The sequence below is a fragment of the Mesorhizobium sp. 1B3 genome (genome assembly GCF_050958605.1).
GTDB lineage: Bacteria > Pseudomonadota > Alphaproteobacteria > Rhizobiales > Rhizobiaceae.
Genome location: NZ_JBJHDO010000010.1, coordinates 121,081 through 147,546, shown reverse-complemented (window position 1 = coordinate 147,546; position 26,466 = coordinate 121,081). Strand labels below are relative to the sequence as shown.

The 26,466-nt window shown below is 65.0% G+C and carries 23 protein-coding genes; 11 read left to right on the top strand and 12 right to left on the bottom strand.

Annotation, left to right across the window (positions count from 1 at the left end; all coding sequences use genetic code 11):
* Positions 1-114 precede the first annotated feature (114 nt).
* The 6 genes from ACCO56_RS24265 to ACCO56_RS24240 all read left to right on the top strand — a co-directional run bounded on the left by ACCO56_RS24265 (position 115) and on the right by ACCO56_RS24240 (position 5,682).
* Positions 115-873: a TerC family protein gene (locus tag ACCO56_RS24265; protein ID WP_433643457.1), complete on the top strand. Its 759-nt coding sequence runs from the start codon at positions 115-117 to the stop codon at positions 871-873.
* 135 nt (positions 874-1,008) lie between these two features.
* Positions 1,009-1,497 (top strand): MarR family winged helix-turn-helix transcriptional regulator, encoded by a 489-nt coding sequence (locus ACCO56_RS24260; RefSeq protein WP_433643456.1) that lies wholly within the window; start codon positions 1,009-1,011, stop codon positions 1,495-1,497.
* Between the two features lie 314 nt (positions 1,498-1,811).
* On the top strand, positions 1,812-2,858 hold the full coding sequence (locus ACCO56_RS24255) for a TRAP transporter substrate-binding protein (protein ID WP_433643455.1): 1,047 nt from the start codon (positions 1,812-1,814) through the stop codon (positions 2,856-2,858).
* The gene (locus tag ACCO56_RS24250) at positions 2,855-3,430 is read left to right on the top strand and encodes a TRAP transporter small permease (RefSeq protein WP_433643454.1); all 576 of its coding nucleotides are present in this window, start codon (positions 2,855-2,857) and stop codon (positions 3,428-3,430) included. The genes ACCO56_RS24255 and ACCO56_RS24250 overlap by 4 nt, the downstream gene beginning before the upstream one ends.
* A gap of 6 nt (positions 3,431-3,436) precedes the next feature.
* Entirely contained in the window at positions 3,437-4,759 is a 1,323-nt protein-coding gene (locus tag ACCO56_RS24245) for a TRAP transporter large permease (RefSeq protein ID WP_433643453.1), read from the top strand.
* On the top strand, positions 4,756-5,682 hold the full coding sequence (locus tag ACCO56_RS24240; protein ID WP_433643452.1) for a ketopantoate reductase family protein: 927 nt from the start codon (positions 4,756-4,758) through the stop codon (positions 5,680-5,682). Before ACCO56_RS24245 ends, ACCO56_RS24240 begins: the two co-directional genes overlap by 4 nt.
* Before the next feature lie 328 nt (positions 5,683-6,010).
* On the opposite strand, the gene ACCO56_RS24235 is transcribed toward ACCO56_RS24240, so the two are convergent.
* From ACCO56_RS24235 to ACCO56_RS24225, 3 genes are all read right to left on the bottom strand, one after another.
* On the bottom strand, positions 6,011-7,438 hold the full coding sequence (locus tag ACCO56_RS24235) for an aldehyde dehydrogenase family protein (protein WP_433643451.1): 1,428 nt from the start codon (positions 7,436-7,438) through the stop codon (positions 6,011-6,013).
* A 121-nt stretch (positions 7,439-7,559) separates the two neighbouring features.
* Positions 7,560-7,940, bottom strand: a complete 381-nt coding sequence (gene copM, locus ACCO56_RS24230) for a CopM family metallochaperone (RefSeq protein ID WP_433643450.1) — start codon at positions 7,938-7,940, stop codon at positions 7,560-7,562.
* Positions 7,941-8,005: 65 nt separating this feature from the next.
* Entirely contained in the window at positions 8,006-10,534 is a 2,529-nt protein-coding gene (locus tag ACCO56_RS24225) for a heavy metal translocating P-type ATPase (protein WP_433643449.1), read from the bottom strand.
* A gap of 272 nt (positions 10,535-10,806) precedes the next feature.
* Between ACCO56_RS24225 and exbB the strand changes: the two genes are divergently transcribed.
* Genes exbB through ACCO56_RS24210 form a run of 3 tightly spaced genes read left to right on the top strand, consistent with a single transcriptional unit; the run spans position 10,807 to position 13,186 of the window.
* Positions 10,807-11,760 (top strand): tonB-system energizer ExbB, encoded by a 954-nt coding sequence (exbB, locus tag ACCO56_RS24220; RefSeq protein WP_433643448.1) that lies wholly within the window; start codon positions 10,807-10,809, stop codon positions 11,758-11,760.
* An 11-nt stretch (positions 11,761-11,771) separates the two neighbouring features.
* Positions 11,772-12,245 carry a TonB system transport protein ExbD gene (exbD, locus tag ACCO56_RS24215; RefSeq protein WP_433643447.1) on the top strand — a complete coding sequence of 158 codons (474 nt, stop codon included), beginning with the start codon at positions 11,772-11,774 and terminating at the stop codon, positions 12,243-12,245.
* The gene (locus ACCO56_RS24210; RefSeq protein WP_433643446.1) at positions 12,242-13,186 is read left to right on the top strand and encodes a TonB family protein; all 945 of its coding nucleotides are present in this window, start codon (positions 12,242-12,244) and stop codon (positions 13,184-13,186) included. The genes exbD and ACCO56_RS24210 overlap by 4 nt, the downstream gene beginning before the upstream one ends.
* A 50-nt stretch (positions 13,187-13,236) precedes the next feature.
* Here ACCO56_RS24210 and ACCO56_RS24205 read toward each other — a convergent pair whose 3' ends face one another.
* Genes ACCO56_RS24205 through ACCO56_RS24195 form a run of 3 tightly spaced genes read right to left on the bottom strand, consistent with a single transcriptional unit; the run spans position 13,237 to position 19,019 of the window.
* Positions 13,237-16,695 (bottom strand): DEAD/DEAH box helicase, encoded by a 3,459-nt coding sequence (locus ACCO56_RS24205; RefSeq protein WP_433643445.1) that lies wholly within the window; start codon positions 16,693-16,695, stop codon positions 13,237-13,239.
* 11 nt (positions 16,696-16,706) lie between these two features.
* Positions 16,707-17,984, bottom strand: coding sequence for a flavin monoamine oxidase family protein (locus ACCO56_RS24200; RefSeq protein ID WP_433643444.1), 1,278 nt, complete (start codon positions 17,982-17,984; stop codon positions 16,707-16,709).
* A 3-nt stretch (positions 17,985-17,987) separates the two neighbouring features.
* Positions 17,988-19,019, bottom strand: a complete 1,032-nt coding sequence (locus ACCO56_RS24195; protein WP_433643443.1) for a dipeptidase — start codon at positions 19,017-19,019, stop codon at positions 17,988-17,990.
* Between the two features lie 131 nt (positions 19,020-19,150).
* Between ACCO56_RS24195 and ACCO56_RS24190 the strand changes: the two genes are divergently transcribed.
* Positions 19,151-20,668: a malonate--CoA ligase gene (locus tag ACCO56_RS24190; protein ID WP_433643442.1), complete on the top strand. Its 1,518-nt coding sequence runs from the start codon at positions 19,151-19,153 to the stop codon at positions 20,666-20,668.
* Positions 20,669-20,899: 231 nt separating this feature from the next.
* Here ACCO56_RS24190 and ACCO56_RS24185 read toward each other — a convergent pair whose 3' ends face one another.
* The 5 genes from ACCO56_RS24185 to ACCO56_RS24165 all read right to left on the bottom strand — a co-directional run bounded on the left by ACCO56_RS24185 (position 20,900) and on the right by ACCO56_RS24165 (position 24,197).
* A complete protein-coding gene (locus ACCO56_RS24185) occupies positions 20,900-21,217 on the bottom strand; it encodes a GNAT family N-acetyltransferase (protein ID WP_433643441.1) in 318 nt (105 codons plus the stop codon).
* Positions 21,193-21,486 (bottom strand): GNAT family N-acetyltransferase, encoded by a 294-nt coding sequence (locus tag ACCO56_RS24180; protein ID WP_433643440.1) that lies wholly within the window; start codon positions 21,484-21,486, stop codon positions 21,193-21,195. The genes ACCO56_RS24185 and ACCO56_RS24180 overlap by 25 nt, the downstream gene beginning before the upstream one ends.
* Positions 21,483-22,115, bottom strand: a complete 633-nt coding sequence (locus tag ACCO56_RS24175) for an alpha/beta hydrolase (RefSeq protein WP_433643439.1) — start codon at positions 22,113-22,115, stop codon at positions 21,483-21,485. Before ACCO56_RS24175 ends, ACCO56_RS24180 begins: the two co-directional genes overlap by 4 nt.
* A gap of 10 nt (positions 22,116-22,125) precedes the next feature.
* A complete protein-coding gene (locus tag ACCO56_RS24170) occupies positions 22,126-23,058 on the bottom strand; it encodes a VOC family protein (RefSeq protein WP_433643438.1) in 933 nt (310 codons plus the stop codon).
* A 188-nt stretch (positions 23,059-23,246) separates the two neighbouring features.
* On the bottom strand, positions 23,247-24,197 hold the full coding sequence (locus ACCO56_RS24165) for a PRC-barrel domain-containing protein (protein ID WP_433643437.1): 951 nt from the start codon (positions 24,195-24,197) through the stop codon (positions 23,247-23,249).
* Between the two features lie 245 nt (positions 24,198-24,442).
* Here ACCO56_RS24165 and ACCO56_RS24160 point away from each other — a divergent pair, with 245 nt between their 5' ends.
* Positions 24,443-25,354 carry a diacylglycerol/lipid kinase family protein gene (locus ACCO56_RS24160; protein ID WP_433643436.1) on the top strand — a complete coding sequence of 304 codons (912 nt, stop codon included), beginning with the start codon at positions 24,443-24,445 and terminating at the stop codon, positions 25,352-25,354.
* Here ACCO56_RS24160 and ACCO56_RS24155 read toward each other — a convergent pair whose 3' ends face one another.
* A complete protein-coding gene (locus tag ACCO56_RS24155; protein ID WP_433643435.1) occupies positions 25,355-26,464 on the bottom strand; it encodes a hypothetical protein in 1,110 nt (369 codons plus the stop codon).
* Positions 26,465-26,466: the final 2 nt, after the last annotated feature.

The window sequence follows — 26,466 nt, the reverse complement described above, 5'->3', positions numbered from 1 at the left end:
CACCGACTGCCGGATGCCTCCCACTCACCTTCACCACCCCCGCCTGATTGACGGCCATTCATACAAGCCCTAACTCTGCCAGGACCTTCCTCTGGCTAGACGGGCATCCAACAGATGATCGAATTCCTGGCACCGCATTTCGTGTGGCTCAGCGATCCCACCGCCTGGGTGGCGCTGATCACGCTCGTCGTCCTCGAGGTCGTGCTCGGCATCGACAATCTGATCTTCATCTCGATCCTGACCAACAAGCTGCCGCCGGAACAGCAGGTGCCCGCGAGGCGGCTCGGCATCGGCGCTGCGTTGATCATGCGGCTCGTCCTGCTCGCCACCATTTCCTTTATCGTGCAGCTCACGACGCCGGTCTTCACTCTTTTCGACCACGGCTTCTCGTGGCGGGACCTGATCCTCATTGCAGGCGGCCTTTTCCTGGTCTGGAAAGCGACGACCGAGATCCACCACACGGTCGACCCGGCCGATCACGCGGCCGCGGTGTCGAGCACGCTGAAGCTCACCTTGGGTGGCGCCATCTTTCAGATTCTCCTTCTCGACCTCGTCTTCTCGATCGACTCCATCATCACCGCCGTCGGCATGACCAACGAGATCGCCATCATGTACATCGCGGTCATCGTGGCGGTCTCGGTGATGATGCTGGCGGCAACGCCGCTCGCCAATTTTATCGGCAAGAACCCGACGATCGTCATGCTGGCCCTGGGCTTCCTTCTGATGATCGGCATGACGCTGATCGCCGACGGCATGGGCTATCACGTGCCCAAGGGATACATCTATGCGGCGATGGGCTTCTCCGCCCTGGTGGAGGGCCTCAACATGCTGGCGCGCCGCAACCGGGCCAAGCGCGGCAAAGTCGGACATTGACCTTGCGACCGACCCGCTCCTGGATGAGATGCCGGAGCGGGTCGAAGATAGTTTGCCCCAAAACTAATCTTGTCCGGCGCTGTCTGCTGGAATATGTTCGCAATACGAACATCATCTCGCCGGAACGCGCCCTCCATGACTGCCAACACGCTCGGAAAACGCACCGGCCGGAAAGCCGCGGCGGAAAAAACCGAGCCAGCGAGGTTCGGCACGCTGGACGGCATGATCGGCTTTCATCTTCGTCTCGCCCAAAACGCTTCCTTCAAGGCCTTCAAACGCCATACCGGCGAGGCGAAGCTGCGGCCGGGCTGGTTCGCCATGCTGAGCCTCATCCACGAGAATCCCGGTATCACGCCGATGGCTCTGAGCCGGGCCAGCGGCCGGGACAAATCCACGCTCACGCCGGTGCTGCGCGATCTCCAGCGACTGAAACTGATCGCTCGCGAAACCGTCGCAAGCGACAAGCGCAGCTACACGCTCTCGCTGACGCCCCTCGGAGAGACGAAGTTCGCCACATTGGCCGAGCATGCGGCGGCACATGACCGTGAGCTCGACGAGATCGTCGGCGACCGCAAGGACGAACTGATCCGGTTGCTCAAGCGCATTCACTCTGTGTTGGATTGAACGAGAAGGGCCGGCGCGCTCCCGAGGACACGGCAGCTCTTGAACAGTCGCCCAAAAAATGTTTGACTACAAACTAGTTTGGGGAGGAAGGTCGCTTGGCGGCCGATATCGCCGTTGTTCCAGGGCCCTTAGTGCCCCCGTTGGACGGCGCATGGGGTCGACTGGGGAGGGTCGGCGGCATGGCATTGCATCACCACCGCAGGATGGAAAACTCCGGACGCGCAACGCGCGCTGCCGGGCTCCGCTGCGCGCCTGCCCTCGAACGGCTATAACGATCACAAACCGCCGGCCGGCGGCAAACAAAGGAGAAAGGGATGTTGAAACGCAGGCAATTCCTCAAGGGGGCTGGCGCCGTCGTCGCCACGCCGTTCGTCATGCGCAACGCCTATGCGCAGTCGCCTGAATTCACGCTGAAGCTGCACCATTTCCTGGGTCCGAAGGCGCCAGCGCACACGAAGATGCTGCAGCCCTGGGCCGAAGCGATCGAGAAGGATTCGGGCGGCCGCGTGAAGATCGAGCTCTACCCCTCCATGTCGCTCGGCGGATCGCCCGCCCAGCTTTTCCGCCAGGTGGTGGACGGCGTCGTCGACATCGTCTGGACGGTCAACGGCTATACGCCGGGCCTCTTCCCGCGCTCGGAGATCTTCGAACTGCCGACAGTCTACGTCAACGACATGGCTGCCACCAACCTTGCCATGCGCGATCTCTTCGAAAGCCACCTCGCGCCGGAATATGACGGGGTTCACGTGCTCTTCATGCACGTTCACGCCGGGCAGGCGCTGCATACGGCCAACATCGCCGTTCGTACGCCCGAAGACATCAAAGGCCGCAAGATCCGTGTGCCGGGACCGACCGGCAACGCCGTCGTCGAGGCGATGGGCGCAACGCCCGTTACCATGCCGGTGCCGGACCTGCCGCAAGCGCTGAGCACCCACGCCGTCGACGGCGCGCTGATCCCGTGGGAGATCATTCCTGCGCTCCAGCTTCAGGAATCGACCCAGTACCAAATCGAAGGCCCGAACATGACGCGGTTCGGCACGACGACGTTCCAGGTATCGATGAACCAGGCCCGTTGGGAAGAACTGCCGGAAGACCTCCAGGCGGTCTTCGCCAAGCACAGCGGCGAGGATTGGCTGCGCGAGGTGGCGAACATCTGGCGCGCCTCCGACGACGCCGGGATCAAGATGGCCGTCGATGCCGGCAATGAGCACATCGTTCTGACCGAAGCAGAGATGGACGCCTTCAACAAGCTGCTGGCGCCGGTGGTCGACCGCTGGATCACCGAGCGTGGCAATGCCGGCTTCGACCCGGCAGCGCTTGCCGACGCGGCGAAGAAGGCGATCGCGGCGCGCAAGTCGTGAGCGTTGCCGTTCATCCGGCGGAGGGGGGCAACGAGCCCCCTCCCCCACCCGGCCGGCCGCGCTGGATCGCAGCGCTTGCCGCCGTCATCCGCTATTGGGCGCTGCTCGGCGGTATCATCACCCTGGCGCTGTCGATCATGACCGCCTTCTCCGCCCTGTCCAACCTCTTCTTCGCCAAGCCGTTCGCGGCGGACCATGAGTTGGTCAAGCACTTCATCGCCATCGCCATTTTCATGTTTCTGCCCTATTGCCAGCTCACCGGCTCGAATGTGACCGTCGACATCTTCACCGAAGGCATGAGCGAACGGGCGAAGTCGGCCATGGTGGCGTTCTCCTCGCTCTTCGCGCTGGCATTCTCGATGCTGCTGCTGCGGCAGATGTATCTCGGCCTCTTCAGCTACATGCGCTTTCCCGAATCGACACCGGTGCTGCAATTGCCGCTATGGACCGCTTTCCCACCGATCCTGTTCTCGCTGGGGCTTCTCGTCGTGGCGGCATTGATCACCCTGTTCGAGGGATGGCAGGGCTTCCGCACCGGCCGCCCGACACCCCATCCCGTTCCCAACGAGTAAGAAGCCATGTTCGACAGCTTCGCTATCGGCATTGCCGGTCTTCTCGCCCTCCTCGCGCTGATCGCAGTGCGCGTGCCCATCGCCTACACGATGATCCTCGTCGGCGTCGTCGGCGTCAGCCTGCAATCCGGACCGACGATCGTCATGAACCAGTTGAAGGATCTGGCCTACGCGCAGTTCTCCAACTACGACCTCTCCGTCGTGCCCATGTTCATCCTCATGGGCGGGCTTGCCTCCCGCTGCGGCCTTTCGCGCGACCTCTTCCGCGGCGCCAATGCCTGGCTCGGCCGCTTCCGGGGCGGGGTGGCCATGGCCGCGGTCGCCGCCTGCGGCGGCTTCGGCGCGGTCTGCGGCTCGTCGACGGCAACCGCTTCCACCATGGGCCAGGTGGCCCTTCCCGAACTGAAGCGATACCGCTACTCGCCCGCGCTCGCCACCGGCACGATCGCCGCCGGCGGCACGCTTGGCATCCTCATCCCGCCCTCGGTCGTGCTCATCGTCTACGCCATCATGGTCGAGGCGAATGTGGTGACCATGTTCGCCGCGGCCCTGATCCCTGGCATCCTGGCGATGCTGCTCTTCATCCTCACCGTCGCGATCTATGTCCGACTGGTGCCAGGCTCGGGCCCCGAGGGAAAGGCTGTCGGACGCGAGGAGCTCGTGGCGGCGACGATCGCGGTCATCCCGGTCATGGTCGTCTTCGGCATCGTGATCGGCGGCATCTATGCCGGCATCTACAATCCGACCGCGGCGGCAGCCATCGGCGTCTTCCTTGTCGTCGCCTACGGCCTGGTGAGAAGCCGGCTGACCATCGCCGGCATCGGCGACGCGTTGCTCGAGACGGCCCGCACGAGCGGCATGATCTTCCTGATCCTGCTCGGCGCGGAACTCCTGAAGATCTTCATGGCGCGCGCGGGGGTGCCGCAGGCCGCGGCGGAACTGCTGCAGGGCAGCGGCCTCTCGCCGATGACGATCATGGTGCTGATCATCCTCCTCTACCTCGTCCTGGGCTGCCTGATGGACAGCCTGTCGATGGTGATCCTCACCGTGCCCTTCTTCTGGCCGGTCGTCGCCGGCCTCGATTTCGGCCTCGACCCGAACGAGCTGAAGATCTGGTTCGGCATCATCATCCTGATCGTCGTGGAGCTCGGCCTGATAACGCCACCCGTGGGGCTGAACGTCTTCATCATCAACTCGCTGTCGCCGGACGTCCCGATGCGCGAGACGTTCAAGGGTGTGATGCCCTTCTTCGCTTCCGAGATACTGCGGGTCGCCGTCCTGGCCGCCTTCCCGGCGATCTCGCTCTTCCTGCCGAGACTGCTGCAATGAGCGCAGCGCCGTTCAGGATCGCCGTCCTCGGCGCTGGCGCGATGGGATCCTTCTTCGGCGGCCGCCTCAGGGCGGGCGGCGCCGCGGTCACGCTCATCGACGTGAACGCCGCTCATCTGGAGGCCATAAGGCGGGATGGCCTTCGCCTCGATACCGATCGAGGCAGCGAAACGGCGCGGCTGCCGGCGGAAACGCCGGCGACCGCACGAGGGCCGTTCGACCTGATCCTCGTCTTCACCAAGACGATGCACAGCCGCGCCGCCCTCGATGGCGTACGGCATCTCATCGAGCCCGACACGACGCTGCTCAGCCTGCAGAACGGGCTCGGCAACAAGGAGATCCTGCTCGAATTCGCTCCCGCATCGCGGGTGCTTGTCGGCATGACAACCTGTCCGGCGGACATGATCGGGCCGGGCCATGTAGCTTCGCACGGCGAAGGCAAGCTGCGTTTCATGACCAGCGACGGCACTGCGGCGCCGATCCTCGACCGCATTGCCGAGACTTTCCGCGCCGGCGGCATCGACGCCGCCGCCGACCCAAAGGTCGAGGTTTCGATCTGGGAAAAGGTCGCCTTCAACGCGGCGCTCAACACCATCGCGGCAACCACCCGCTCGACAGTCGGGCGGATCGGACGCGTGCCCGAAGCACGTGCGCTTGCCCTGCGGATCGCAGGCGAGGTGGTCTCCGCCGCCAATGCCTGCGGCGTGGCGGCGGACGCCGCATCCGTGCGTGGCCTGATCGACCATGCGCTGGACACACATGTCGATCACAAGCCGTCCATGCTCCAGGATGTGCTGGCGGGGCGGCCCACCGAAATCGAGGCGATCGCCGGCGAGGCGATCCGCAGGGGCCGCGCGGCCGGCATCCCGGTGCCAGCAACCGAGACGATGCATGCCTTGGTGCTATTGGCGACGAGCGAGTGACTGTCGAGCCCTGCCGTTCCGATCGACTGCACGGTTGGGAGACCGGCCGCTACGTCACGGAATGGATCCACGGATCACCTCCGGCTTCGCTTCGCTCGCCTGCGGGTCCGTGGATGACGATACGTTGAGGGCCTGCCCAATCGCCAACGTTTGTGACTGGCATCGCCGTAGAAGCTTCGTCATCCACGGACCCGAGCGAAGCGAGGTGATCCGTGGATCCATTCCGTGACCTCTCGGCCGGTCGCCCGACGGTGCAGGAGATCGTCAGTGACACGACTGAAGCGCCCCCGGAATGCCACCTACGCGGAACCGGCGATCCCGGGCGCCTCTACGCCCCGTACCCAACAATTCCCTTGATCTCCAGGAAGTCGTGGATGCCCCAGTCGGCATATTCGCGGCCGTTGCCGGACTGCTTGTAGCCGCCGAAGGGCGCGAACGTGTCCCATTCCGGATAGTTGATGCTGACCTGCCCGGCACGCAGGCGCGCGGCCACCTTGCGGGCGCGGTCCAGATCCTTGGACTGCACATAGGCGGCGAGGCCATAAACCGTATCGTTGGCGATGCGCACGGCGTCGTCCTCGTCCTTGTAGGACATGACCGATAGCACCGGGCCGAAGATCTCCTCCCGCGCGATCGTCATCTCCGGTGTGACATGCCCGAATACGGTCGGGCGCACGTAATAGCCCCGGTTCAATCCTTCCGGCCGGCCCGGCCCGCCGGTGACCAGGGTCGCGCCTTCGGCGATGCCGGCTTCGATGAGCCGTTGGATCTTGTCGTACTGAACCTGGCTGACGACGGGGCCGAGCTTGGTGTCGGCCGCGTGGGGGTGGCCGACCTTGTGAGCCTCGGCGGCTTTCTTGGCGATGGCGAGTGCCTCGTCGTGGCGTCCGGCCGGCACCAGCATGCGGGTGGGCGCGTCGCAGGACTGGCCGCTGTTGCCGAAGCAGCCCTCGACACCCTTGGCCACGGCCGTCTCGAAATCGGCGTCGGGCAGGATGATGTTGGCGGACTTGCCGCCGAGTTCCTGGGCGACGCGCTTGACCGTATCGGCGGCCGTCTTGGCGACGATGATGCCGGCGCGGGTGGAGCCGGTAAAGGAGACCATGTCTACGTCGGGGTGGCCGGCCATGACCTGGCCGACATCGGGGCCGGTGCCGTTCACCATGTTGAAGACGCCTTTCGGCACGCCCGCCGCATGCATGGCCTCGGCGAAGACGATGCCGCTGATCGGCGCGATCTCGCTCGGCTTCAGCACCACGGTGCAGCCCGCGGCGATCGCCGGCGCCACCTTGCAGACGATCTGGTTGAGCGGCCAGTTCCAGGGCGTGATCAGCGCGCAGACGCCGATCGGTTCCTTCACGACCATGGTGGTGCCGCGGCGCTCGCTGAACTCATAGGTCTCGAGCGCCTTGATCGTGGCCTCGAAATGCGCCTGGCCGGCCCAGGCCTGGGCACCGCGCGCCCATTCGATAGGCGCGCCCATCTCCTGCGAGACGGCCTGCGCGATGTCTTCGTAGCGGTCGTTATAGGCGTCGAGCATGCGCTTCAAGAGCGCCAGTCGCTCGCCATAGGAGGTCCGCGAGAAGCTCTCGAAAGCAGTGCGCGCGGCGGCGACCGCCTTGTCGACATCGGCCTTCGAGCCCACCGAGATCTCCGTATAGGCCTCCTCGCTCGACGGATCGATGATGGGCAGCCTGGCGGGATTGGTCGGCACCACCCACTGGCCGTCGATATAGAAATTCAGATGATTGCTCATGCCGCGTTGCTCCCGTAGGCGATCTCATTCGCCGGTATTATGGCCCACGGACTCGAGGATCGAAACCCGACCATGAGCGCCAGACGCGGGCGATTGATAGTGCAGCGAGACAGCTGTCGAGCTACATCTTGGCGTGCTTCTCCAGCCATGACTCGAGCTGCTTGATCTCGCGCTCCTGCGCCGCGATCACCTCTTCGGCAAGCTTGCGGATTTCCGGATCCTTGCCATGCTCGAGCACCGTTTTGGCCATGTCGATCGCGGCCTGGTGGTGAGGGATCATGCCGCGGGCGAAATCGATATCGGCGTCGCCGCTATACTCCATGCCGGACATGGCCGAGTGCATCTTGTCCATTGCCGCCTTGTAAGCCTCGACAGCCGCATCGCCGGCCGGCTGCTCGGCGGCCGCGCCATGTGTGCTGTGGTCCTGGGCGCCGGCCGGTGCAGCGGCAAAAGCCAGGAAGGCGGCGGCGAGGAGCGTGACGAAGAATTTTGCCATGGTCATGATGTCTCCTTGGGTTGAGGCTCCGGCACAAGACTGCCGGAGCGGACAGGTCCTCCCGGTTCTGCCTAAAGCTTCAGTCCCCTGAGCCGCAGCGCGTTGCCCACGACCGAGACCGAAGACAGGCTCATGGCGGCGGCCGCGATCATCGGCGAGAGCAGCGTGCCGAAGACAGGATAGAGCACGCCGGCGGCCACGGGAACGCCAAGGGCATTGTAAACGAAGGCGAAAAAGAGGTTCTGCTTGATGTTCCGGATCGTCGCCTCGGCCAGCCTGCGCGCCCGCACGATGCCGTTGAGATCGCCTTTGACCAGCGTGATGCCCGCGCTCTCAACCGCCACGTCCGCGCCGGTGCCCATGGCGATGCCGACATCGGCCGCGGCAAGCGCCGGCGCGTCGTTCACGCCATCGCCCGCCATCGCAACCCTGGCGCCTTCGGCATGAAGTTCGTCGATGAGCGCCTTCTTGCTTTCCGGCAGCATGTCTGCCCTGATTTCGTCGATGCCGAGCTTGCTCGCGACAGCCCGCGCCGTTTTCTCGTTGTCGCCCGTCGCCATGATGATGCGCATGCCGCTTGCATGGAGCGCCCGGATCGCCTCTGCCGTGGTCGGCTTCACCGGATCGGCGACCGCCACGATGCCCGCGAGCTTGCCGTCGAGCGCGACGAACATCGCTGTGCGGCCCTCCGCGCGCAACGCATCCGCCTGCGCCGCCGCGATATTGGCATCGAGCCCCAGTTCTTCCATCATGGCGAGATTGCCCAAGGCCACCGCTCGACCGGAGACCGTGCCTGAAACACCCTTACCCGTGACGGCCTCGAAGCCCTGAGCATCGGCGATCTTGATGCCGCGCTGCTCGGCGCCCTCGACGATCGCCTCGGCTAGCGGATGTTCCGAGCCCTTTTCGAGGCCTGCGGCGAGCGCAAGCAGTTCCGTCTCGTCAAAGCCTTCCAGCGCCACGACATCCGTCAGCTTGGGCTTGCCTTCGGTCAAAGTGCCTGTTTTGTCGACGATGAGGGTATCGACCTTGGCGAAACGCTCCAGCGCCTCCGCGTCCTTGATCAATACGCCGGCCTGCGCGCCGCGCCCGGTTGCCGTCATGATCGACATCGGCGTCGCCAGGCCGAGCGCACAGGGACAGGCTATGATGAGCACCGACACTGCCGAGACGATGGCGAAGATCATGCTCGGCTCCGGCCCGAAGATCGCCCAGACGACGAAGGAAACGATGGCAATCAACACAACGGCCGGCACGAAATAGTAAGAGACGCGATCGGCAAGGCCTTGGATCGGCGCGCGGCTGCGCTGGGCCTTGGCGACCATGTCGACGATCTGGGACAGCATCGTCTCGGCGCCGACACGCTCGGCCGTCATGACCAGCGTGCCGTTCTTGTTCAACGTGCCGCCGGTGAGCGTGTCTCCCTCGGTCTTCTCGACAGGCAGGGGCTCGCCGGTAATCATCGATTCGTCGACCGAGGAACGGCCCTCCGTGACGACGCCATCGACGGGAATGCTGTCGCCGGGCCGCACGCGCAGCCGGTCGCCCGCCGTCACGTCGTCGAGCGGCACGTCCTTTTCCGACCCGTCGGCCTCGATGCGGCGGGCCGTCTTGGGTGCGAGGTCGAGCAGCGCGCGGATCGCCGAGCCCGTCCGTTCGCGCGCCCTGAGTTCCAGCACCTGACCGAGAAAGACGAGCGCCACGATCACCGCGGCCGCCTCGAAATAGACCGGCACGGAGCCTCCATGCCCGCGGAAGGAATGCGGGAAGATGTCGGGGAACAGCGTCGCAATCACGCTGTATGCGTAGGCCGCGCCGACGCCGATCGAGATCAGCGTCCACATATTGGGGCTTCGGTTGAGGATCGAATCCCAGCCCCGACGGAAGAAGGGAATTGCCGCCCACAACACCACCGGCGTGGCCAGGACGAATTCGAGCCAGACCGCAGGCCGCTCGCCGATCCAGTCGCGCACGGGGAGCCCCAGCATGGGGCCCATGGTGATGACGAGCAGCGGCAAGGAGAGGATCGCGCTCACCCAGAATCGGCGTGTGAAATCGACCAGTTCGGGATTTGGTCCCTCGTCGCCGGTGGGCACGCCCATCGGCTCGAGCGCCATTCCGCAGATCGGACAGGAGCCGGGCGCATCACGCACGATCTCGGGATGCATGGGGCAGGTGTATTGCGTGCCCTTGGGCATGGCGGCGGGAGCGGGACGGTCGCCGAAATATTTTTGCGGATCGGCCTCGAACTTCTCCTTGCAGGCTGTCGAGCAGAAATAGTGGCCTTTGCCCTCATGGCGGAGGAAATTCTGCGCGCTGGCGCGATCGACTGTCATGCCGCAGACCGGGTCGGTCGCCTCGATATAGGCGTCGGGCTCCTTGAGGAACTTCTCCCGGCACGAATCGCTGCAGAAGTGATAGTCGTGGCCCTCGTGCCGGGCAGTCGGCTTTCCCTTCACGTCGACGGTCATGCCGCAGACGGGATCCCGCACGATCGAGACGGCATGAAGCTCGCCGTCATGGTCCGGGCGGGAACCCGTGTTGCCGTGAACGACGCGATCCGCACGGTCGCAATGGTCATGATGCTTGTGGTCGGACATCGTCGCTTCCTGCGTTGCAATGTCCCTCCGAAATAGGGCTTCCAGCTACTGGAAGGTCAAGGGCAGAGCGGAACCGAGCTGGCTTTGTTTTTGATTTGCCTGGAGTTTTTTCCACAACCCTTGGTCTTTGTCCGAAATTCCGCCCAAATTCATGACCAAAAAACTCATGAAAAGGCTTGCCGCGTCATTTCGTGCGGCCTAAAGCACGATGAGATCATTTGCTAACAGCGGAAACGGACGCCGGGTTCCCGAGCGGCGGCCGGAGGAACAAGATGGTTTCGAGAGTAAGTGCGTTCATCGGTTCGGCCGGGCTTCTGGCTGCCGCAACCTTTGCTCAAGCGCAAGCCCAGGTAGAGCCGCAACTCGCGCCGGCGACAGTGCCGGCTGTATCGGCCCAACCGTCCGCGCCCGCCGATGCCGGAGCGCCGGCGCCTCGGATCGATCCCGCTGTCAGCGCCACGCCTGTCGATGAGCCGGCCGCGCCGGCCCCGGGGGGCCTGCCATCCGCTCCAGCATCCCTCTTGCCGCACGACCTGTCGCCCTGGGGCATGTTCATGGCGGCCGACATTGTCGTGAAGGCCGTGATGATCGGCCTCGCCTTCGCTTCGCTGGTGACCTGGACCGTCTGGCTGGCGAAGTCGCTGGAACTGGCTGGCGCCAGAATGCGCGCCCAGCGCGCGGCACGCGCCATCGGCGAAGCGAAAAGCCTGGCCGATGCGTCCCGTTCGCTCGACAAGAGCGGCGGCCCGGCAGCCCTTCTCGTCCGCGCCGCGCTGGAAGAGGTCGCCGTCTCGGAAGGTGCGTCCATGGCGGGCGGCGGCCTCAAGGAACGCGTCGGCTCACGTCTTCAGCGCATCGAAGCGGCGGCCGGCCGGCGCATGTCGCGCGGCACCGGCGTTCTGGCCACGATCGGTTCGACCGCACCCTTCGTCGGCCTGTTCGGCACGGTCTGGGGCATCATGAACGCCTTCATCGGCATCAGCGAGGCGCAGACCACAAACCTCGCCGTCGTCGCCCCCGGCATCGCCGAGGCACTGCTCGCCACCGCGATCGGCCTCGTCGCGGCCATTCCCGCCGTTGTCATTTACAACGTCTTCGCCCGCTCGATCACCGGCTACCGACAAATCCTGGCCGACGCCTCGGCCGGAGTCGAACGGCTGGTGAGCCGCGACCTCGACTTCCGCACCGCTCCCGCGGCACGCCGCCAGCCCTTGGCCGCGGAATAGCGGGGGCTCAGATGGCCGGCAAGGTCCGCGAGAATCTCGGCGACGATCTCGAAGAAAACCACGAGATCAATGTCACGCCTTTCATCGACGTCATGCTTGTGCTGCTGATCATCTTCATGGTCGCGGCACCGCTTGCCACGGTGGACGTCAATGTCGACCTGCCGGGCTCGACCGCCACGCCGGCGCCGCGACCCGAGCAGCCCGTCTTCCTCACGCTGAAGGACGACCTCACTTTGGCGCTGGGCAACGACACGGTGGAACGGGCCTCCTTTGCCGCCATCCTCGACGGCAAGACCGGCGGCAACAAGGACACCCGTATCTTCCTGCGTGCCGATAAGGCGGTGGACTATGGCGAACTGATGGAGGTGATGAACCTCCTGCGCGGCGCCGGCTACCTGAAGATCGCCCTGGTCGGGCTCGAAACGGCCGCTCCCACCGATATACCGACCGACCCGGCCGCGCCGCAGGCGGGAACGGCGCCATGAGCGTCGCCGCCGCGGCTCCCAGCCTGTCGCTCTCGCGCATCAGCGGGCGCGAAGCCGCTCTTTGGAGCGCGGCAGGGGTCGCCGTGCTGGCCATGCATCTGGCGGTCGCGTATGCGTTCCAGGCGATGCGCCCGCTCGACACGAGCGGGGGCCCGCCGCCTGCCCTTATGATTGAGCTTGCGCCCCTGCCGGTTGCGCCGGCGACCGAGATGGAAGCCACCGTTCCGGACAACGTCCAGCCGGAGCAGGCAGAACCGGTGGACAATGTCGAGGAGATAGCCGAGGCCGAGCCGGAAAAAGTGACCGAGGCTGAACCTGAACCGGTCAAGGAACAAGCCGAACCGATCGTGGAGGAGATCCAGCCCGAGGAGGTGGCCAAGGCCGAGCCTCTCATGGAGCAGGAGCCGTTGGAAGAGGTCGTACCCGACGTGGTGGAGGTGGAGACTCCGGAAGTGGCCGTGCCGCTGCCGCAACCCCGGCCCATTGTCGAGGAAAAGCCCGAGCCGCAGAAAAAGCCGGTCGAGAAAGCCAAGGAACACAGGAAGGAGAAGAAGCCCACGACCAAGCCTGTCGCGGCGGCGAGCGTGCAGGCCAAGCCGGCGCCCAAAGCGGCGGCACCGCAGCGGACCGAAGGCGTTGCTTCGCCGCGCGTGAGTCCCGCTCGCTGGCAGGCACGGGTCTCCGCCTGGCTCAATCGCCACAAGCGCTACCCAAGCGGCCCGAAGAGAAAGGGCGAGGAAGGCACCGTTCAGGTCGCCTTCACGATAGATCCCAGCGGTCGCGTCACCTCCTCCCGCGTGACCCGCTCATCGGGCAACCCGGAATTCGACAAGGCCGCCCTCGACATGCTGCGGCGCGCCTCACCGGTGCCGGCGCCTCCCCCGGCGATCGCCAAGGCATCCATGCCGATCTCCGTCCCGGTGGTCTTCAATCTGCGTTGAGATTGGCGCGTCGAGGTGCTCGCGAAGCGAGGTCGGATGAGGGTAGTCCGCTATCGATCCATCCTCGCCAGAAACTCTTCTCCCGAGATCCTCGGCAGTTCCCGCGGCCCTGCCCGGTCGAAGTGACGGCGGCTCCCCCACAGCTCGGCATCGCCGATCATGAAGAAACGATGCTTCGCGCGTGTCAGCGCGACGTTGAGCAGATTGGGGCGCGACGACGCCCAGGCGACGGCGCCCTTGCGCGTGCCGTCGCAGCCGAGCACCATCCAGACGATGCTGTCCTCCTTGCCCTGAAAAGTATGCACCGTCCCGATATGAGTGCCGCACCAGGCGCGAAGTGCGGCCCGGCCAATGCCTCCTATGAGCCGGCTGTCGGCGGCGATGGCCTCCACCAGGGCGGCGCGGATGCGCCGGAAGGGCGTAATGACGTAGAGAGGCGGCATGGAGCCCTGCGCGGCCGCTAGCCGAACCAGCGCTTCGACCACCAGATCGACCTGTCGCGGCACGACCTGTCGGCCTGCGACCCGCCCGCCGACATCGACCCATGAGGACGGTCCGAGATCGAGCGTGCCTTCGGGCGGCAGGCGCGACTTACCGGGGTCGTAGACCATCGTGCCGGCATAGGCAATGTCGTTGGCGATGCTGAACATCGGGTCGTTGCAGCGACGATGAACGCGCAGCGGGCTGCCTATCCATTGGCGGGTGCCAGATTCGTCGATCTCCACGTCGGTGCCGGCCGCGGTCGCCGCATCGGCCAGGTTCTGTGCCGACGCGCGGTGCGGCATATAGGCGGAAAGGTCGCCGTCGGTGGTCGCCGTGGCGAGCGCCTCGATGAGCGCTGCCGGCACGGTGAAGACGGGCTCGATCTGCAAGGGATCGCCGACAACGACGGCACGCTTCGCGCGCCACAGGGCTCCCACGGCGGCCTGCGGCACCGCCTGCCCGGCCTCATCGATGAACAGCCAGCCCAGGCTTTCCGCCGGCAAGCCCCGGAACTGGCGGGAGAAGGAAGCGAAGGTGCTGGAAACCACGGGCACGATCATGAAGAAGTTCTGCCAGAGGCCGAGAACGGCGTCCGGATCCGTCGGCTGCCTGCCCCGAACGAGGTCGCGGACGGCGAGCACTGTCGAAGCGTAACCTGCCCTCTTCATGGCCTCGGCAAGCCAGGCCTCGTGAAGGTTCAAAGCCGCGGCGAACAGCTCGGAGCGGAGGCGATTGAGGTCCGGGCTGTGCCATAGCCCGGAAGTCTGCCAGCGCGCGTCTTCGAGCTCGTCGAGACTGTCGGGTTCGGCGGCGGGATACAGCCTTCGGAGATCCGCGAGCTTCTTCTCGACCTCGTCGCGCTCGGCCGTCTTCTTGGCGAGCGCTTTACGGGCCTCCTCTTGGCGCGTCTCGACACCCCGGCCCTGCTCCGTCAACTTCTTCAGCGTCCGCTCGCAGGCAGCCTTCTCGCGGGCGCAGGCGCGCAGCTCGTCCGCCGCCTCCGCCAGCCTTCGGCCATGCTCGCGAGCGCCAGCCGGCCTGACCAGCCGTTCCCACCAGGGCGGCGCAGCCTGCTTCAAGAGGGCGTTGGCTTCGCGGGCTATGGCTATGCGATCTGCCACAACCTGCCTTGCCGCAACCGCCGCCGCCCTGCGCGTCTCGATCGTGTCGGCCTCTCGTTCCGCTTCAACCAGTTTGCCTTCCAGGCCACCGATCTCCCGCTCCAGTTCGGCCAGCGGCGCGGAACGCAGCAGCTCGGCGGCGCGGCCGATCCCCTTTATCGTTCCTCGCACCTTGTCGGACAGTTCCAGGAACGACTTCCTCGCTTCCGCGAAGCTCGGTCCTACATAGGCCTTGCGCCAGTCCCAGATTGTGTGGTGGCGCGACGGATCGTAATTCGTCGGCGGCTTTTCGTCGAAGCGCGGCGAAAAGCTGAAACGCTCCGCGAAAGCGTTGCGGTTGGCGCTCTTGCCGAGTGTGGCCGAGATCAGCCCCCAGGGTTCCTGGTCGGCGTCAAGTACCCTATAGGGGCCCTTGGCCGTCTGCGCCGCGATCTTGTGGGCCACCTCCTGGAGATAGGCGACCGGCCGCTCTCCCGCTTCGGTCTTGCGGAAGCTGCCGCCCAGCGCACCCGACTTGGGCAGGTCCTGGGAGATGTTGTTGACGGCGGTATTGTTGCTTGAAGCGACGACCATCTCGAAACCGGTCAGCGCCGGCACCAGGGAACGGACGGCGCGGCTCTCGGACGAGCCCTCGAAGCCGACCTGCCTGGTGTCTCCGGCGAAGGCGTCGCGCACGCGCGAGAAGCCGGCCAGCACCTCCGCGCGCGCCACGACGTTCTGGGCGATCATGTCGCGCAGCATCGTCGTCTTGCCCGTACCGGGAGGGCCGTTGATGCCGAGGATCCCATGCTCGGCCAGTTCGGCGACAGCCGTATTGATTGCGAATTGCTGCATCAGGCTCATGGCCTGATCCGGTTCGGACGGCCAGCGCCCGGGTGGCAGATTGGCTGGCTGAAGACGATCGCGCAGATGCACTCGACCTCCAGCGGAAAACACATCGATCCTTTCGATGTCATGTCCAGGAGCAAGGTATGCGCGCAACGCCCACCCGGCCGTCTCCTGCACAAGCGACGCCGACGCCTGCTCGAGATCGGTCAGATAGAAGCTGTTCAATATGTCGATGCGGACATCGTCAGCATCCGCATCCGGGTCCTCCTCTTCCTCCTCGGTTTCAGCCTCGTCCTCCATCGGCGGCGCCGGCTGCACCAATTCCCCGGTTTGGCGCTGGCGGTCTCTCCGCTCGGCGCCGATCCGCAACCGCAGGACAATCGTGGCAAGGCCGGCCTCGCGCGGCACATATCCGGCCCATTTTTCGAGAAGGGAGAGCAGCGCGAGCACGCGCGCGCAGGAGATCGGCTCTCCTCGGTCAGCCTCTTCGCTTGCTGGTCCGGTTTCCTGCTGTCGGTAGGCGCGCAGATCCTGCTGGAGCAGCGCCTTGGCTTCCGTGAAGGCATCCACACCGAGCGCGGCAAGCCCGGACGAGCGAACGCGTCCGATCGCCCACGGCACCGTCGAAACCGAAATCTCGTCGAAGGCCACGCGCCCTTCGGCATCCATCGACAGCCTGGCGAAGCAGGTGCGGCCTTCGGTATCGCCGCGCTCCTGCTGGTCGATCGCGGCGATGCTGTCCGCGCGTAATTCGCCCGCCAGATCGCGCGACAAGGCCGCAACTTCGGCCTTGTCGAAGCAATTCAGGAACAGGTCGCAGCCGAGGACAGCTTTCCCCGCCTCCAGCTTGATCGGGCGCGCGTCGATCAGCGGCGCCGAACCCAGCTCGGCAAGATCGGCGCGAGTCAATTCGATGACCGGCCGATCCGGGCCGGCATCGTCGAGCACCTGGCCTTGCAAGTCGAAGGGGATGAAGAACTCCACCTTGTGCCAGAAGTCGAGCACCTTGGCTGCGAGTTCCGCGCCTTCGAGGACAGGGGGCTTCGCTTTGCGAGCTTTCGTGCTGCCGACATGCATGGCGTGATGCTCTACGACGCGGTGGACGAAAGCAACTCTACTACCCGGCGTGCTGCCTCCCTTCCCGCGACGATCGCGCCTTCGACATAGCCGGGGAAGGAGAGCGCCGTCTCCGACGAGGCGAAGTGGAGTGGCGGGTGGCCGGCGCGCAGTACGGCTTCGGCATCGTGCGCCTGCATGTCCATGATCATGTCGCCATAACCGCCACCGCTCCAGCGATCTTTCGTCCAGTCCCGGCGCAGAATCTCGAGCGGCATGGCCGCTTCCGGGCCGAGTGCCGCCGCGAGCCGCGACAGCAATTCGGCTCGGAACCCTGCCTCCTCGAGTTCGCCCCAATAGGCTGCACGTGGTCCGCCCATGAAGACAACGAGCATGGCATGGCCGGCATCCCGGCTTGTCTCGCAGGCGAAGAGCCCGTGATGGTCGCGCCACATCACCATCCCGCTCAAGCCCCGTTTCCGCCAGAAGGGCCTGTCATAGCGGACAAAGCACTTGATGACCGCGCCGCTTTCCCAGACCGCGAGACTGGCCGCAAGCCGTTCCGGCAAAGGTGGATCATAGGCGATACGAGAAGCGGTTACCGGCGGAACCGCAACGATGACTTGCCGGGCCTCGAAAAGGCCGACGCTCGTCCTCAGGCTGACAAGCTCCGGGCGATACATTATTCGCTCGACGGCGCAGCCGAGCCTGACCCGTTCCCCCAACTCCGCCGCGATATCCCCAGCAAGCGAATGCATGGTCTCGCCGAGGAAATACTGGAGTTCCGTGATCTCGTTGGTGACGCGGCGGTCGTTATCGATCAGGTGCCAGAGCGGGATACGGTCGGCATCCTGGCACCACAGCCCCTCGACCACGGAACGGAAAGCGGACTTGGCCGCGGCGGTGTCGTCCTGGCGATCGAGCCAGGCGGCGACCGTCAGGCCGGCAATGTGCGGATCGGCCGGGTCTATCGCAAGCATCCGCTCGCGGATCGCCACCGAGGCGGCGTAGACTTTCTCGGCGTCGGCTTCCGTGGTTGGCGGTTGCACGACGAATTCACCATCGAGCGGGGTTTCGATCAGCGTCTTGCCGAAGCGCCGGGCCAACGCCAGGACTTCAGGCATGTCCTCGCACAGGAATTGGCCGCCCGTATCGATCCGCTGCCCGTCCCCGAGGATGCATGCCTCTACCCTGCCGCCGACGCGGTCCCGTGCCTCCAGAACGCAGATGTTCATTCCGGCAGTCACCAGTTCATGCGCAGCGGCAAGGCCGGTAAATCCGGCGCCGACGACGATCGCGTCCCGCCGCATTCCTCAGCCGATCGTCAGCTCGAGCACGCGCAGCCAGTTGCGCCAGGCTATCTTCTCGATCAGTTCGCGCCCATAGCCGCGATCGGCGAGCGCCCCGAGCAGCCGGGGCAGGCCGGTCACATCACCGATGACGGAAGGAATGACTGCACCGTCGAAATCGGAACCCAAGCCGACGCCGTCCTCGCCCAGCGCCTCAAGCATGGCATCGAGATGGCGCACCATGACATCGAGACCGGTATCGGCGTTCATGCGCCCGTCCGGCCGGAGGAAACCGGCGGCGAAGTTGAGACCGACCATGCCGCCGCTCTCGCGGATCGCGCCGAGTTGCCAGGCTGTCAGATTGCGGGAGTGCTCGCAGATGGCATGAATGTTGGAGTGCGTTGCGACCAGCGGCGCTTCGGTGATGGCCGCCACATCGCGAAAACCGGCTTCGTTGAGATGCGACAGGTCGACCAATATGCCGAGGCGATTGCAGGCACGGACCAAAGCCTTGCCGGCATCGGTCAGGCCCGGGCCTATATCGGGCGTCGAGGGAAAGCGGAACGGCACGCCGTGACCGAAGGCGTTGGGCCGGCTCCAGACGATGCCGAGGGAGCGCAGACCCGCTGCATGGAGCACGTCGAGCAGCGCAAGATCCGTATCGATCGCTTCAACGCCTTCGACATGGAAGACGGCTGCCAGCGCGCCACGTTCCATCGCCGCGCGGATTTCTCCAGCACTGCGGCAAACCGCCAGAGCGCCTTCCGACGATCTTTCCAGCCGCAGCAGGATCGAGGCCATGGCAAGCGTGGAGGACAGTGCGGCCTCGCGGGCGAGCGAAGGCGGCGCATCCTGGTCGGCGCCCGGTTTTTCGACCGGCGGTGGAAAGATCGCGAACATGCCGCCGGCAAAGCCGCCTTGCCTTGCCCGCGGCAGGTCGAGGTGACCGCCCGGCCAGCCCTCGATAAATCGTTTCTCGAAATTTACTCCGCCGGACTGATAAAGCCGAAGCAACACGTCGTTGTGGCCGTCGAAAACGGGAATCAGCTCGGTCATGGGGCTCGATGTCGACTGGTTGGATTGCCTCGCCTGTTTTAGGCAAGACGGGTGGTTTGCGCAAACGAAGGCTTGCCGACGTCGCGGCGGGATGGTGGAAAGAGCTGTCAGACTCCGGAGACCGCCTATCCATGTCGAACACGCTTTACGACGCCCTGTTCCGCCCGCATGCGGGAAGCGCCGGCACTTTTCTGATCCTCAGGGACGGCAGGGAGATCAGCCATGCCGAATTCCTTGCCACGGTGGCGCGTTTTGCGCATGCGCTGCGAGCGAACGGGGTCGGCATCGGCGACCGGGTCGCTCTCCAGGCGAAGAAATCGCCGGAGGCGCTGGCCGTCTATGCTGCCTGCGTCCAGGCCGGCGCGGTCTTCCTGCCGCTCAACACGGCCTACACACCGGCCGAGGTGGATTATTTCGTCACGGATTCCGGCGCCACGCTGCTGATCGCCGACGGCAGCTCGGAGGCGACGCTCGCGCCGGTCGCGGCGATGGCGGGAGCGAAGCTGCTCACGCTGAACGGCGACGGTTCGGGCAGCTTCGCGGAAGCCGCGCGCGACCTGCCCGACGATTTCCCCACGGTCGAACGCGGAGCCGACGATCTCGCTGCCTTCCTCTATACGTCCGGCACCACCGGCCGCTCCAAAGGCGCCATGCTCACGCAAGACAATCTCCTGTCCAATGCCCAGGCCCTGGTCGAAGCCTGGCGCTTCACCAGGGAAGACGTGCTGCTCCATGCTTTGCCCATCTTCCATACGCACGGGCTCTTCGTTGCCGGCAACGTGACGCTGCTCGCCGGCGGCGCCATGATCTTCCTGCCCGCGCTCGACATTGACGACCTCGTGGCCGCATTGCCGCGGGCCACGACCATGATGGGGGTGCCGACCTTCTACACGCGCCTGCTCGCCGACGAGCGCCTGACGCGCGAGTTGGTTTCGCACATCAGGCTCTTCGTCTCCGGCAGTGCGCCGTTGCTCGCAGAGACCCACGTCGAATTCGAAGGGCGCACCGGCCACCGCATTCTCGAACGCTACGGTATGACCGAGACCAACATGAACACCACCAATCCGTACGACGGCGAGCGCCGTGCCGGAACGGTCGGCTTTCCCTTGCCCGGTGTGGAGCTGCGCGTCTGTGATCCCGAGACCGGGGAACAAGTCACACCGGGCGCTATCGGCGTGATCGAGGTCAGGGGGCGCAACGTCTTCAAGGGCTACTGGAACATGCCGGAAAAGACGGCCGCCGAATTCCGGCCGGACGGCTTCTTCATCACCGGCGATCTCGGCCAGGTCGACGCCGATGGTTATGTCACGATCGTCGGCCGCGCCAAGGACCTCATCATCGCCGGCGGCTACAATATCTATCCGAAGGAAGTGGAGATGCTGCTCGATGGAGAGCCGGGCGTGCTGGAATCGGCGGTGATCGGCGTGCCGCACCCGGACCTGGGCGAAGCCGTGGTGGGCGTCGTCACGCCTAGGAAAGGTGCTGACCTCGATGCGGAGACCCTGCTTGCCGGCATCCACGACCGCCTCGCTCGCTTCAAGCAGCCGCGCCGTATCGTCATCGTCGACGAACTGCCGCGCAACACCATGGGCAAGGTGCAGAAGAACGTGCTGCGAGAGAGATACAAGGGGATGTTTGGGGGGAAGTGAGGGGGTGGGCGCACTCTCAGCCTCGCCAGGACCCCTCATCCGGCCCTTCGGGCCACCTTCTCCCACAAGGGGAGAAGGAAGGCTGGCTGCAATGCCGATGCCAGTCGCCTGTGTTTGCGATTGGCGGGAACGCTTATGCAAAGCTCCTCTTCTCCCCTTGTGGGAGAAGGCGGCCTCGCGAAGCGAGGTCGGATGAGGGGTCATCGCGAAGTCGGATGAGGTGTCTTCGCGCTACCTCGTCAGCACATCGTCCCATGCCGGATGATTGCGCTTGAACTCGTCGGCGACGAACCAGCAGGTCGGGGTGATTTTGTTCCCAGAGGCCCGCGCGTCAGCCACCAACCTTTCGACCAGTGCCTCGGCGATACCGTCGCCGCGGTAAGGCACGGGCACGAAGGTATGATCGGCGATGATGTGGCCGGGCCCGGCCTTGACAAAGGTCAGCCGCGCTTCATCGCCGTTCGGCATCACCATGAAGTAGCGGCCGCCCTTGGCGGTCTCTTCGAACTGGAATTCCATGGCGATCACTTCTTCAGCACGTCGGCCCATTCCGGGTGTCGGTGGAACTGTGCGTTCGCGAAGGGGCAGAGCGGAATGATCTTCTTGCCGGCGGCACGCGCATCCTCGACAGCGCGCGTCACCAGCCGAAGGCCGATACCCTGACCGCGAAAGGCATCCGGCACTTCCGTGTGGTCGATGATGAGCTGGTGCTCGCCCGCTTTGGTGAAGGTCATCTCGGCAACGGCGCCGTCGGGCCCGGCCACGAAATAGCGACCCTTCGCCCCTCTGTCCTCGACCTGGATGTCCGGCTCGGTCATTCGTCTACCTTCGACTTGTTCGCGGAGCGGTCGAGAAAGCGCCGCGCCGCATCGATTTCACTGGGCCTGATTTCATGGCCGCCGTCATGCCACTCCACTGTGACATCGGCACCTTCGGCACGCAAATAGGATTCGAGCCGCGCCGTCATATTGGGAGGGCAGATCGGATCGTGGCGGCCGGCTGTCACCAGCACAGCCTTGTCCGCAAGGCTGCCCCGCACGTTCGGTTCGAACGGGATCAGCGGATGCATGAGCACGGTCGCGTCGAACAGCGCTGGCTCGGCGAAGAGCACGGAAGCCAGGATATTGGCGCCGTTGGAATAGCCGAGACCAAGCACGGCCGAGGGCTTCTCCGCCTCGATCCGGTCCCGCAGGAACGCCGCCATCTTCCGCGTCGCCCGGGCGAGGTCGTCCATGTCGTAGACGCCCTCGCCCGTACGCCGGAAGAAGCGGGCCGCTCCCATCTCCGAAACGTCGCCGCGCGGCGAGATGATGGTGGCGCCAGGCAGAAGATCCCGCGCGAGGGGGACGAGCTGATGCTCGTCGCCGCCAGTGCCATGAAAGAGGAAGAGCAGCGGGCCGCCCGGCGAACCGGGCAGCACGGCATGTACGTAAGCTTCGTTCGACATCGTCTTGTCCTCAGTTCTCGAGGGGCTGCAGATGCTTCTCGAGATAAGGCCTCAGATGCGCATGCTGTGTCGGCAGCTTGAGCGCCTCGCCGAGATGCGCGGTGTCCTCGTCCCTGTCGAAGCCGGGTTCGTTCGTAGCGACCTCGAAGAGCACGCCGCCCGGCGTACGAAAATAGATCGCCCAGAAATAGTCCCTGTCGATCACCGGCGTCACCTGGTAGCCGGTCTCCAAAAGCGCCTTGCGCACTTCGAGCTGCTTTTCGCGATTCTCGACGGCGAAGGCGACGTGGTGGACCGAGCCCGCGCCCAGATCGGCCAAGGCCATGCCCGGCAAGGTCTCGACATCGACGATATCCGCGCCGTTGCCGTTCTTGACCCGAAAACGCCTGATGTCGCCCTGTTTGTCGATCTCCTCGTAATTCATGAATTTGAGAAGCTCTGCGGTGGCGCCCGCATCGCGCAAGCGCATCGAAACGGAATGGAAGCCTCGGATCGCCTCGTCGGCCGCTACGCCGCCCTTCGCCCAGGGAACGCGGGTGTCGTCGCTCTCCTCGACGAAGGCGAAGCTGTCGCCGTCCGGCCCATCGAAGTCGAGCCGTTTCTCCCCGAAACGCTCTTCACGTTTCAGCCCGGTCACGCCCTGTTCGGCGAGGTGATTTTCCCAATAGGCGAGCGAGCCTTCCGGAATCGAGAACACGGTCGTGCCGACCTCGCCGGTGCCCGGGCGCCCTTTGCCGATATTCGGGAAGGGAAAGTAAGTCATCACCGACCCCGGCGTACCGACCTCGTCCGCGTAATAGAGATGATAAACATCGGGCGCATCGAAATTCACCGTCTTCTTCACCCGGCGCAGACCGAGCTTCCCGGTGAAGAACGCGTTGTTCTGCCGCGCATCCCTGGCCATCGATGTGACATGATGCAGGCCCTTGATCTGTTCAAGCATGGTGCTCTCCTTCCGCCGGCAAATCCGGCTTCACTTGCTGAACAATATGTCGGCCGTCGCATCGTAAATGAAAGCGCCCAGAATCAGAATGAACTGTGCTGAATTAGTGAACGGTGAGCCGGACCTGATCTAAACGAAGGCCCGCGCTGACGCGCGGGCCCTGCTTCACCTGGTCTGCCGAGACGGTTCTAGCGTGTGATGACCAGGCGTTGTTCGTCGCGTTTCTCCGCCCAGGTGCTCTTGTCGTATGCCGGTGCGGCATTGAGCTGGTCCTTGGTGAAGTTGGTGTAGAGATATTTGTTGCCGCTATCGTCGGTCATGAACGCCAGATTGTCCATGCCCACGGCAACTTCCTTCTCTCCGACGCCAAGGAACCCGCCGACATCCATGATCACTGCATCGATCTTGCCGTCCTGGGTCATAACGACATCGCCGATCTCGCCGACATTGGATTCGTCGGCGCCATAGACCGTCGTTCCGACCAACTCTTCTGCCCTGATATCACCAGCGGGCATTTCCTTGAGCTGCGACCTGTCGATTGCACCGGTGGTGGTGGTATCGGTGCCGGCCGCCGTGCCGGTGCCAGACGGAGCCTGCGCTGCCCTGTCCTGAGTTGGTGTGGTTGCCGTGTCGTCTCCCGCCGGTGGCGTCGCAGGCGCCATGGCAGTCGAGTCGGTGGCCGGAGCCGTCGTGTCGGAAGCAGTGTTCGCCGGGCCGAATGCGTTGCGGTCGAAGGCCGGCATCGATTCCAGCTGTTCCTTGGTCGCGTTCACCACGATCCAGCGATCGCCCTCCTTTTCCGCCCAGTCGATACCGGAAAAGTCGAGGGCCACGTTCTTCTCTCCAATGCCGAGAAAACCGCCCACACCGATCACGATCGACGCGACCTTGCCGTCCGTGCCGATCACGAGGTCGTTTACGTCGCCGATATTCTGGGCATCGTCACCGGTGCCGTTATAGACGGTTTCACCGATCAGGTTGGTGGCCAGATTACCATCGGCTTTCGTCATCGGCGCTGCCGGCGTCGCCGGATCGACGGCTGGCGACTGCGCGGGAGCGGGTTGCGTGGCGTCCTGAGCATAGGCACCCGTCGCAAGGAGCGTCGCGACGGCGGTTGTGGCCAAGAGTTTGCGGATCATATACGTTCTCCTTGTGCGAGTTCTCTTGCACTGCCGCGTCCGCTCGAACTGTCGCAAGGGAGAACGGGCGCGGCATCACATGTTTCAAACGTCGTATATGCGTGTCTGGTTCCCCCTCTGGTCGCGGGAAAGACGTAACTTCGCCTTCGACATCCGCCTCGGAATCGCGGAAGCCGCAAGGAACTCCCGCACGCACGCCAACGTTCTGTTGCCAAGGCTTCCGCACAAGCGTCGCCAGGGACTCAATGCATTTCATTGCCGTGCTAAATCGGGATGGCGGGACGCTCCGCACCACTGATCTCGACGCCTTCGGCGCCGGCATGCAGGACGTGTTGGAAAAAGCTGGCCATACGCTGCACATCGACGTTGTCGAGGGCTCCGGCCTCGAAACTGCTCTGACGAGGGCGGCCGCCGAGAAGAAGGCGGATGTCGTCATGATCGGCGGAGGCGACGGTTCGGTCTCGGCCGCCGCCGCGATCCTCCAGAACGGTGACAAAGCGCTCGCCATCCTGCCCGCCGGCACGATGAACCTGTTCGCCCGGAGCCTTGGCATTCCGCTTGGACTCGATGCCGCGGTCCAGGCTTTTGCCACCGGCAGGATCCGCGAGGTCGATATGGCCAGCGCCAATGGACGGCCTTTCGTCCACCAGTTCTCGCTGGGCATGCACGCCAAGATGGTAGGCTTGCGCGACCGGATGGAATTCGGCTCACGGCTCGGCAAGATCCGAGCTTCGGTCACTGCCGCCTATCACACGATCATGCGCCCGCCCTCGATGCGCGTCTCGTTGCGGATGGACGGGACCGAGATCCTGACCAAAACGACCGGCCTCGGCATCACCAACAACCTGTTCGGTGAAGGCTATCGCCTGCCCTACGCCGCCGATCCGGCAGGCGGCGTGCTCGGCATCTACATCACCGTGGCTCGACAACCGCTGCATCTCGTCAAGTTTTTCTTCAACATGCTGCGCGGGCGGTGGCGCAGCAACGATCAGGTGGAGATCCACGAGGCCCGCGAAGTGACGGTCGAGGTGCTATCGCTGCCGCGGAAGTCGAAATGCGTCATCGACGGCGAGCTGATGCCGCTGAGCCGCGAGACGGTCGTCCAGATACACCCGAAATCGCTGCGCGTCCTGGTGCCCGCCGACGAGGGCGCCTGATCAGGAAAGGGGTTGCGGAAGCCCCTTGCCTGTCGCGCCGGGTGATCCGCGCGCCAGGACCTTGGTCGCGCAGCGTAGCGCCCCCATCTGCGCGGCGAGCCCAGACCAGCCGAACGCGCCCACAGCTTCGAAACCGAGCCCTTCCCACAGCGCCATGTTGGACCGGTCGAACTCTTCAAGGATCGGTTCGTCCTCGGCGAATTGCGGCACCCAGACCAGCGGCCTCGTGCGTCCGGGACGCACGTCGTTTTCGACGAGCACGTTATTGTAGAGACGCGGCCGCAATTGCGGTCCGCCGAGCACCGGCACGAAGGGAACATCGTTGCGGAGCACGGCAAAGCCGTGGGCCCAGAGCGCATGCGCCGTGCGGTCGAGGCGATCGCCGATTGGCCCGAAACCGGCGGGGTCCGCCCCGGGGCCGGGCACGCCGTTGGCGACGACGAGAAGCGGGTTGCCCTCCCGCGTCAGGCCCGTCACGGCGACAGAACGGTCGATGTGGCCGCCATACTGGCGCATGCGGTAGTGCCACGCCGCTGGGTCCGAGGGCATGCCCTGGCCGAGGCGATAGCCGACTTCGAACACCGGCCTGTCGTCGAGTTGCAGAAGCGCGGCCATCATCGCCGCGCGCCGAGCCGGCTGGTCGGGGAAGCTTTCACAACCGATCAGCTTGAAGGCGGGTCCCACCAGCATGTTGCCGCCTGCGAGCGCAAAGCTCTTGGCGCGAACTGTTTTGTCCAACCCGGCGCTCAGCCACCGCGCATGGGGCGTGGCATTTTCCGAAGCCGGCTGAAGGTAGGTTTGGCCGGCATCCATGACGAGGAAACTATCCTGCGTCCACAGAGCCATAGTGTCGTCGCCGCCCGGAAAGTCGGCGTCGACATGCTCGATCCGGCAGCGGACAACGATACCGTCGAGCCAACGCTCCAGCGCCCGGCAGCTCGTCCCCCGGGCAAGCATCGTCAGGCTCAGCTCGGCCGGCAGTGTCGGGATGAATCGTTCCAGCGCGTGACGGAGGGCACGGCCCGCGGCATGATCGGCGAAGCATTGGGGAACCACCGAGACGGCAAGCCGAGTGATCGCGCCGCCGCAATCGGGCAGGAAGCCGCGCATCC

What these genes read in the sequence shown, in the direction of transcription:
- ACCO56_RS24190 (WP_433643442.1), top strand. Translation starts at nt 19,151, where the DNA reads ATGTCGAACACGCTTTACGACGCCCTGTTCCGCCCGCATGCGGGAAGC.
- ACCO56_RS24240 (WP_433643452.1), top strand. Translation starts at nt 4,756, where the DNA reads ATGAGCGCAGCGCCGTTCAGGATCGCCGTCCTCGGCGCTGGCGCGATG.
- ACCO56_RS24200 (WP_433643444.1), bottom strand. Translation starts at nt 17,984, where the DNA reads ATGCGGCGGGACGCGATCGTCGTCGGCGCCGGATTTACCGGCCTTGCC.
- ACCO56_RS24165 (WP_433643437.1), bottom strand. Translation starts at nt 24,197, where the DNA reads ATGATCCGCAAACTCTTGGCCACAACCGCCGTCGCGACGCTCCTTGCG.
- ACCO56_RS24205 (WP_433643445.1), bottom strand. Translation starts at nt 16,695, where the DNA reads ATGCATGTCGGCAGCACGAAAGCTCGCAAAGCGAAGCCCCCTGTCCTC.
- ACCO56_RS24265 (WP_433643457.1), top strand. Translation starts at nt 115, where the DNA reads ATGATCGAATTCCTGGCACCGCATTTCGTGTGGCTCAGCGATCCCACC.
- ACCO56_RS24210 (WP_433643446.1), top strand. Translation starts at nt 12,242, where the DNA reads ATGAGCGTCGCCGCCGCGGCTCCCAGCCTGTCGCTCTCGCGCATCAGC.
- ACCO56_RS24245 (WP_433643453.1), top strand. Translation starts at nt 3,437, where the DNA reads ATGTTCGACAGCTTCGCTATCGGCATTGCCGGTCTTCTCGCCCTCCTC.
- ACCO56_RS24170 (WP_433643438.1), bottom strand. Translation starts at nt 23,058, where the DNA reads ATGCTTGAACAGATCAAGGGCCTGCATCATGTCACATCGATGGCCAGG.
- copM (WP_433643450.1), bottom strand. Translation starts at nt 7,940, where the DNA reads ATGACCATGGCAAAATTCTTCGTCACGCTCCTCGCCGCCGCCTTCCTG.
- ACCO56_RS24225 (WP_433643449.1), bottom strand. Translation starts at nt 10,534, where the DNA reads ATGTCCGACCACAAGCATCATGACCATTGCGACCGTGCGGATCGCGTC.
- ACCO56_RS24185 (WP_433643441.1), bottom strand. Translation starts at nt 21,217, where the DNA reads ATGGGCCGACGTGCTGAAGAAGTGATCGCCATGGAATTCCAGTTCGAA.
- ACCO56_RS24175 (WP_433643439.1), bottom strand. Translation starts at nt 22,115, where the DNA reads ATGTCGAACGAAGCTTACGTACATGCCGTGCTGCCCGGTTCGCCGGGC.
- exbD (WP_433643447.1), top strand. Translation starts at nt 11,772, where the DNA reads ATGGCCGGCAAGGTCCGCGAGAATCTCGGCGACGATCTCGAAGAAAAC.
- ACCO56_RS24260 (WP_433643456.1), top strand. Translation starts at nt 1,009, where the DNA reads ATGACTGCCAACACGCTCGGAAAACGCACCGGCCGGAAAGCCGCGGCG.
- ACCO56_RS24235 (WP_433643451.1), bottom strand. Translation starts at nt 7,438, where the DNA reads ATGAGCAATCATCTGAATTTCTATATCGACGGCCAGTGGGTGGTGCCG.
- ACCO56_RS24180 (WP_433643440.1), bottom strand. Translation starts at nt 21,486, where the DNA reads ATGACCGAGCCGGACATCCAGGTCGAGGACAGAGGGGCGAAGGGTCGC.
- ACCO56_RS24195 (WP_433643443.1), bottom strand. Translation starts at nt 19,019, where the DNA reads ATGACCGAGCTGATTCCCGTTTTCGACGGCCACAACGACGTGTTGCTT.
- ACCO56_RS24155 (WP_433643435.1), bottom strand. Translation starts at nt 26,464, where the DNA reads ATGCGCGGCTTCCTGCCCGATTGCGGCGGCGCGATCACTCGGCTTGCC.
- ACCO56_RS24255 (WP_433643455.1), top strand. Translation starts at nt 1,812, where the DNA reads ATGTTGAAACGCAGGCAATTCCTCAAGGGGGCTGGCGCCGTCGTCGCC.
- exbB (WP_433643448.1), top strand. Translation starts at nt 10,807, where the DNA reads ATGGTTTCGAGAGTAAGTGCGTTCATCGGTTCGGCCGGGCTTCTGGCT.
- ACCO56_RS24160 (WP_433643436.1), top strand. Translation starts at nt 24,443, where the DNA reads ATGCATTTCATTGCCGTGCTAAATCGGGATGGCGGGACGCTCCGCACC.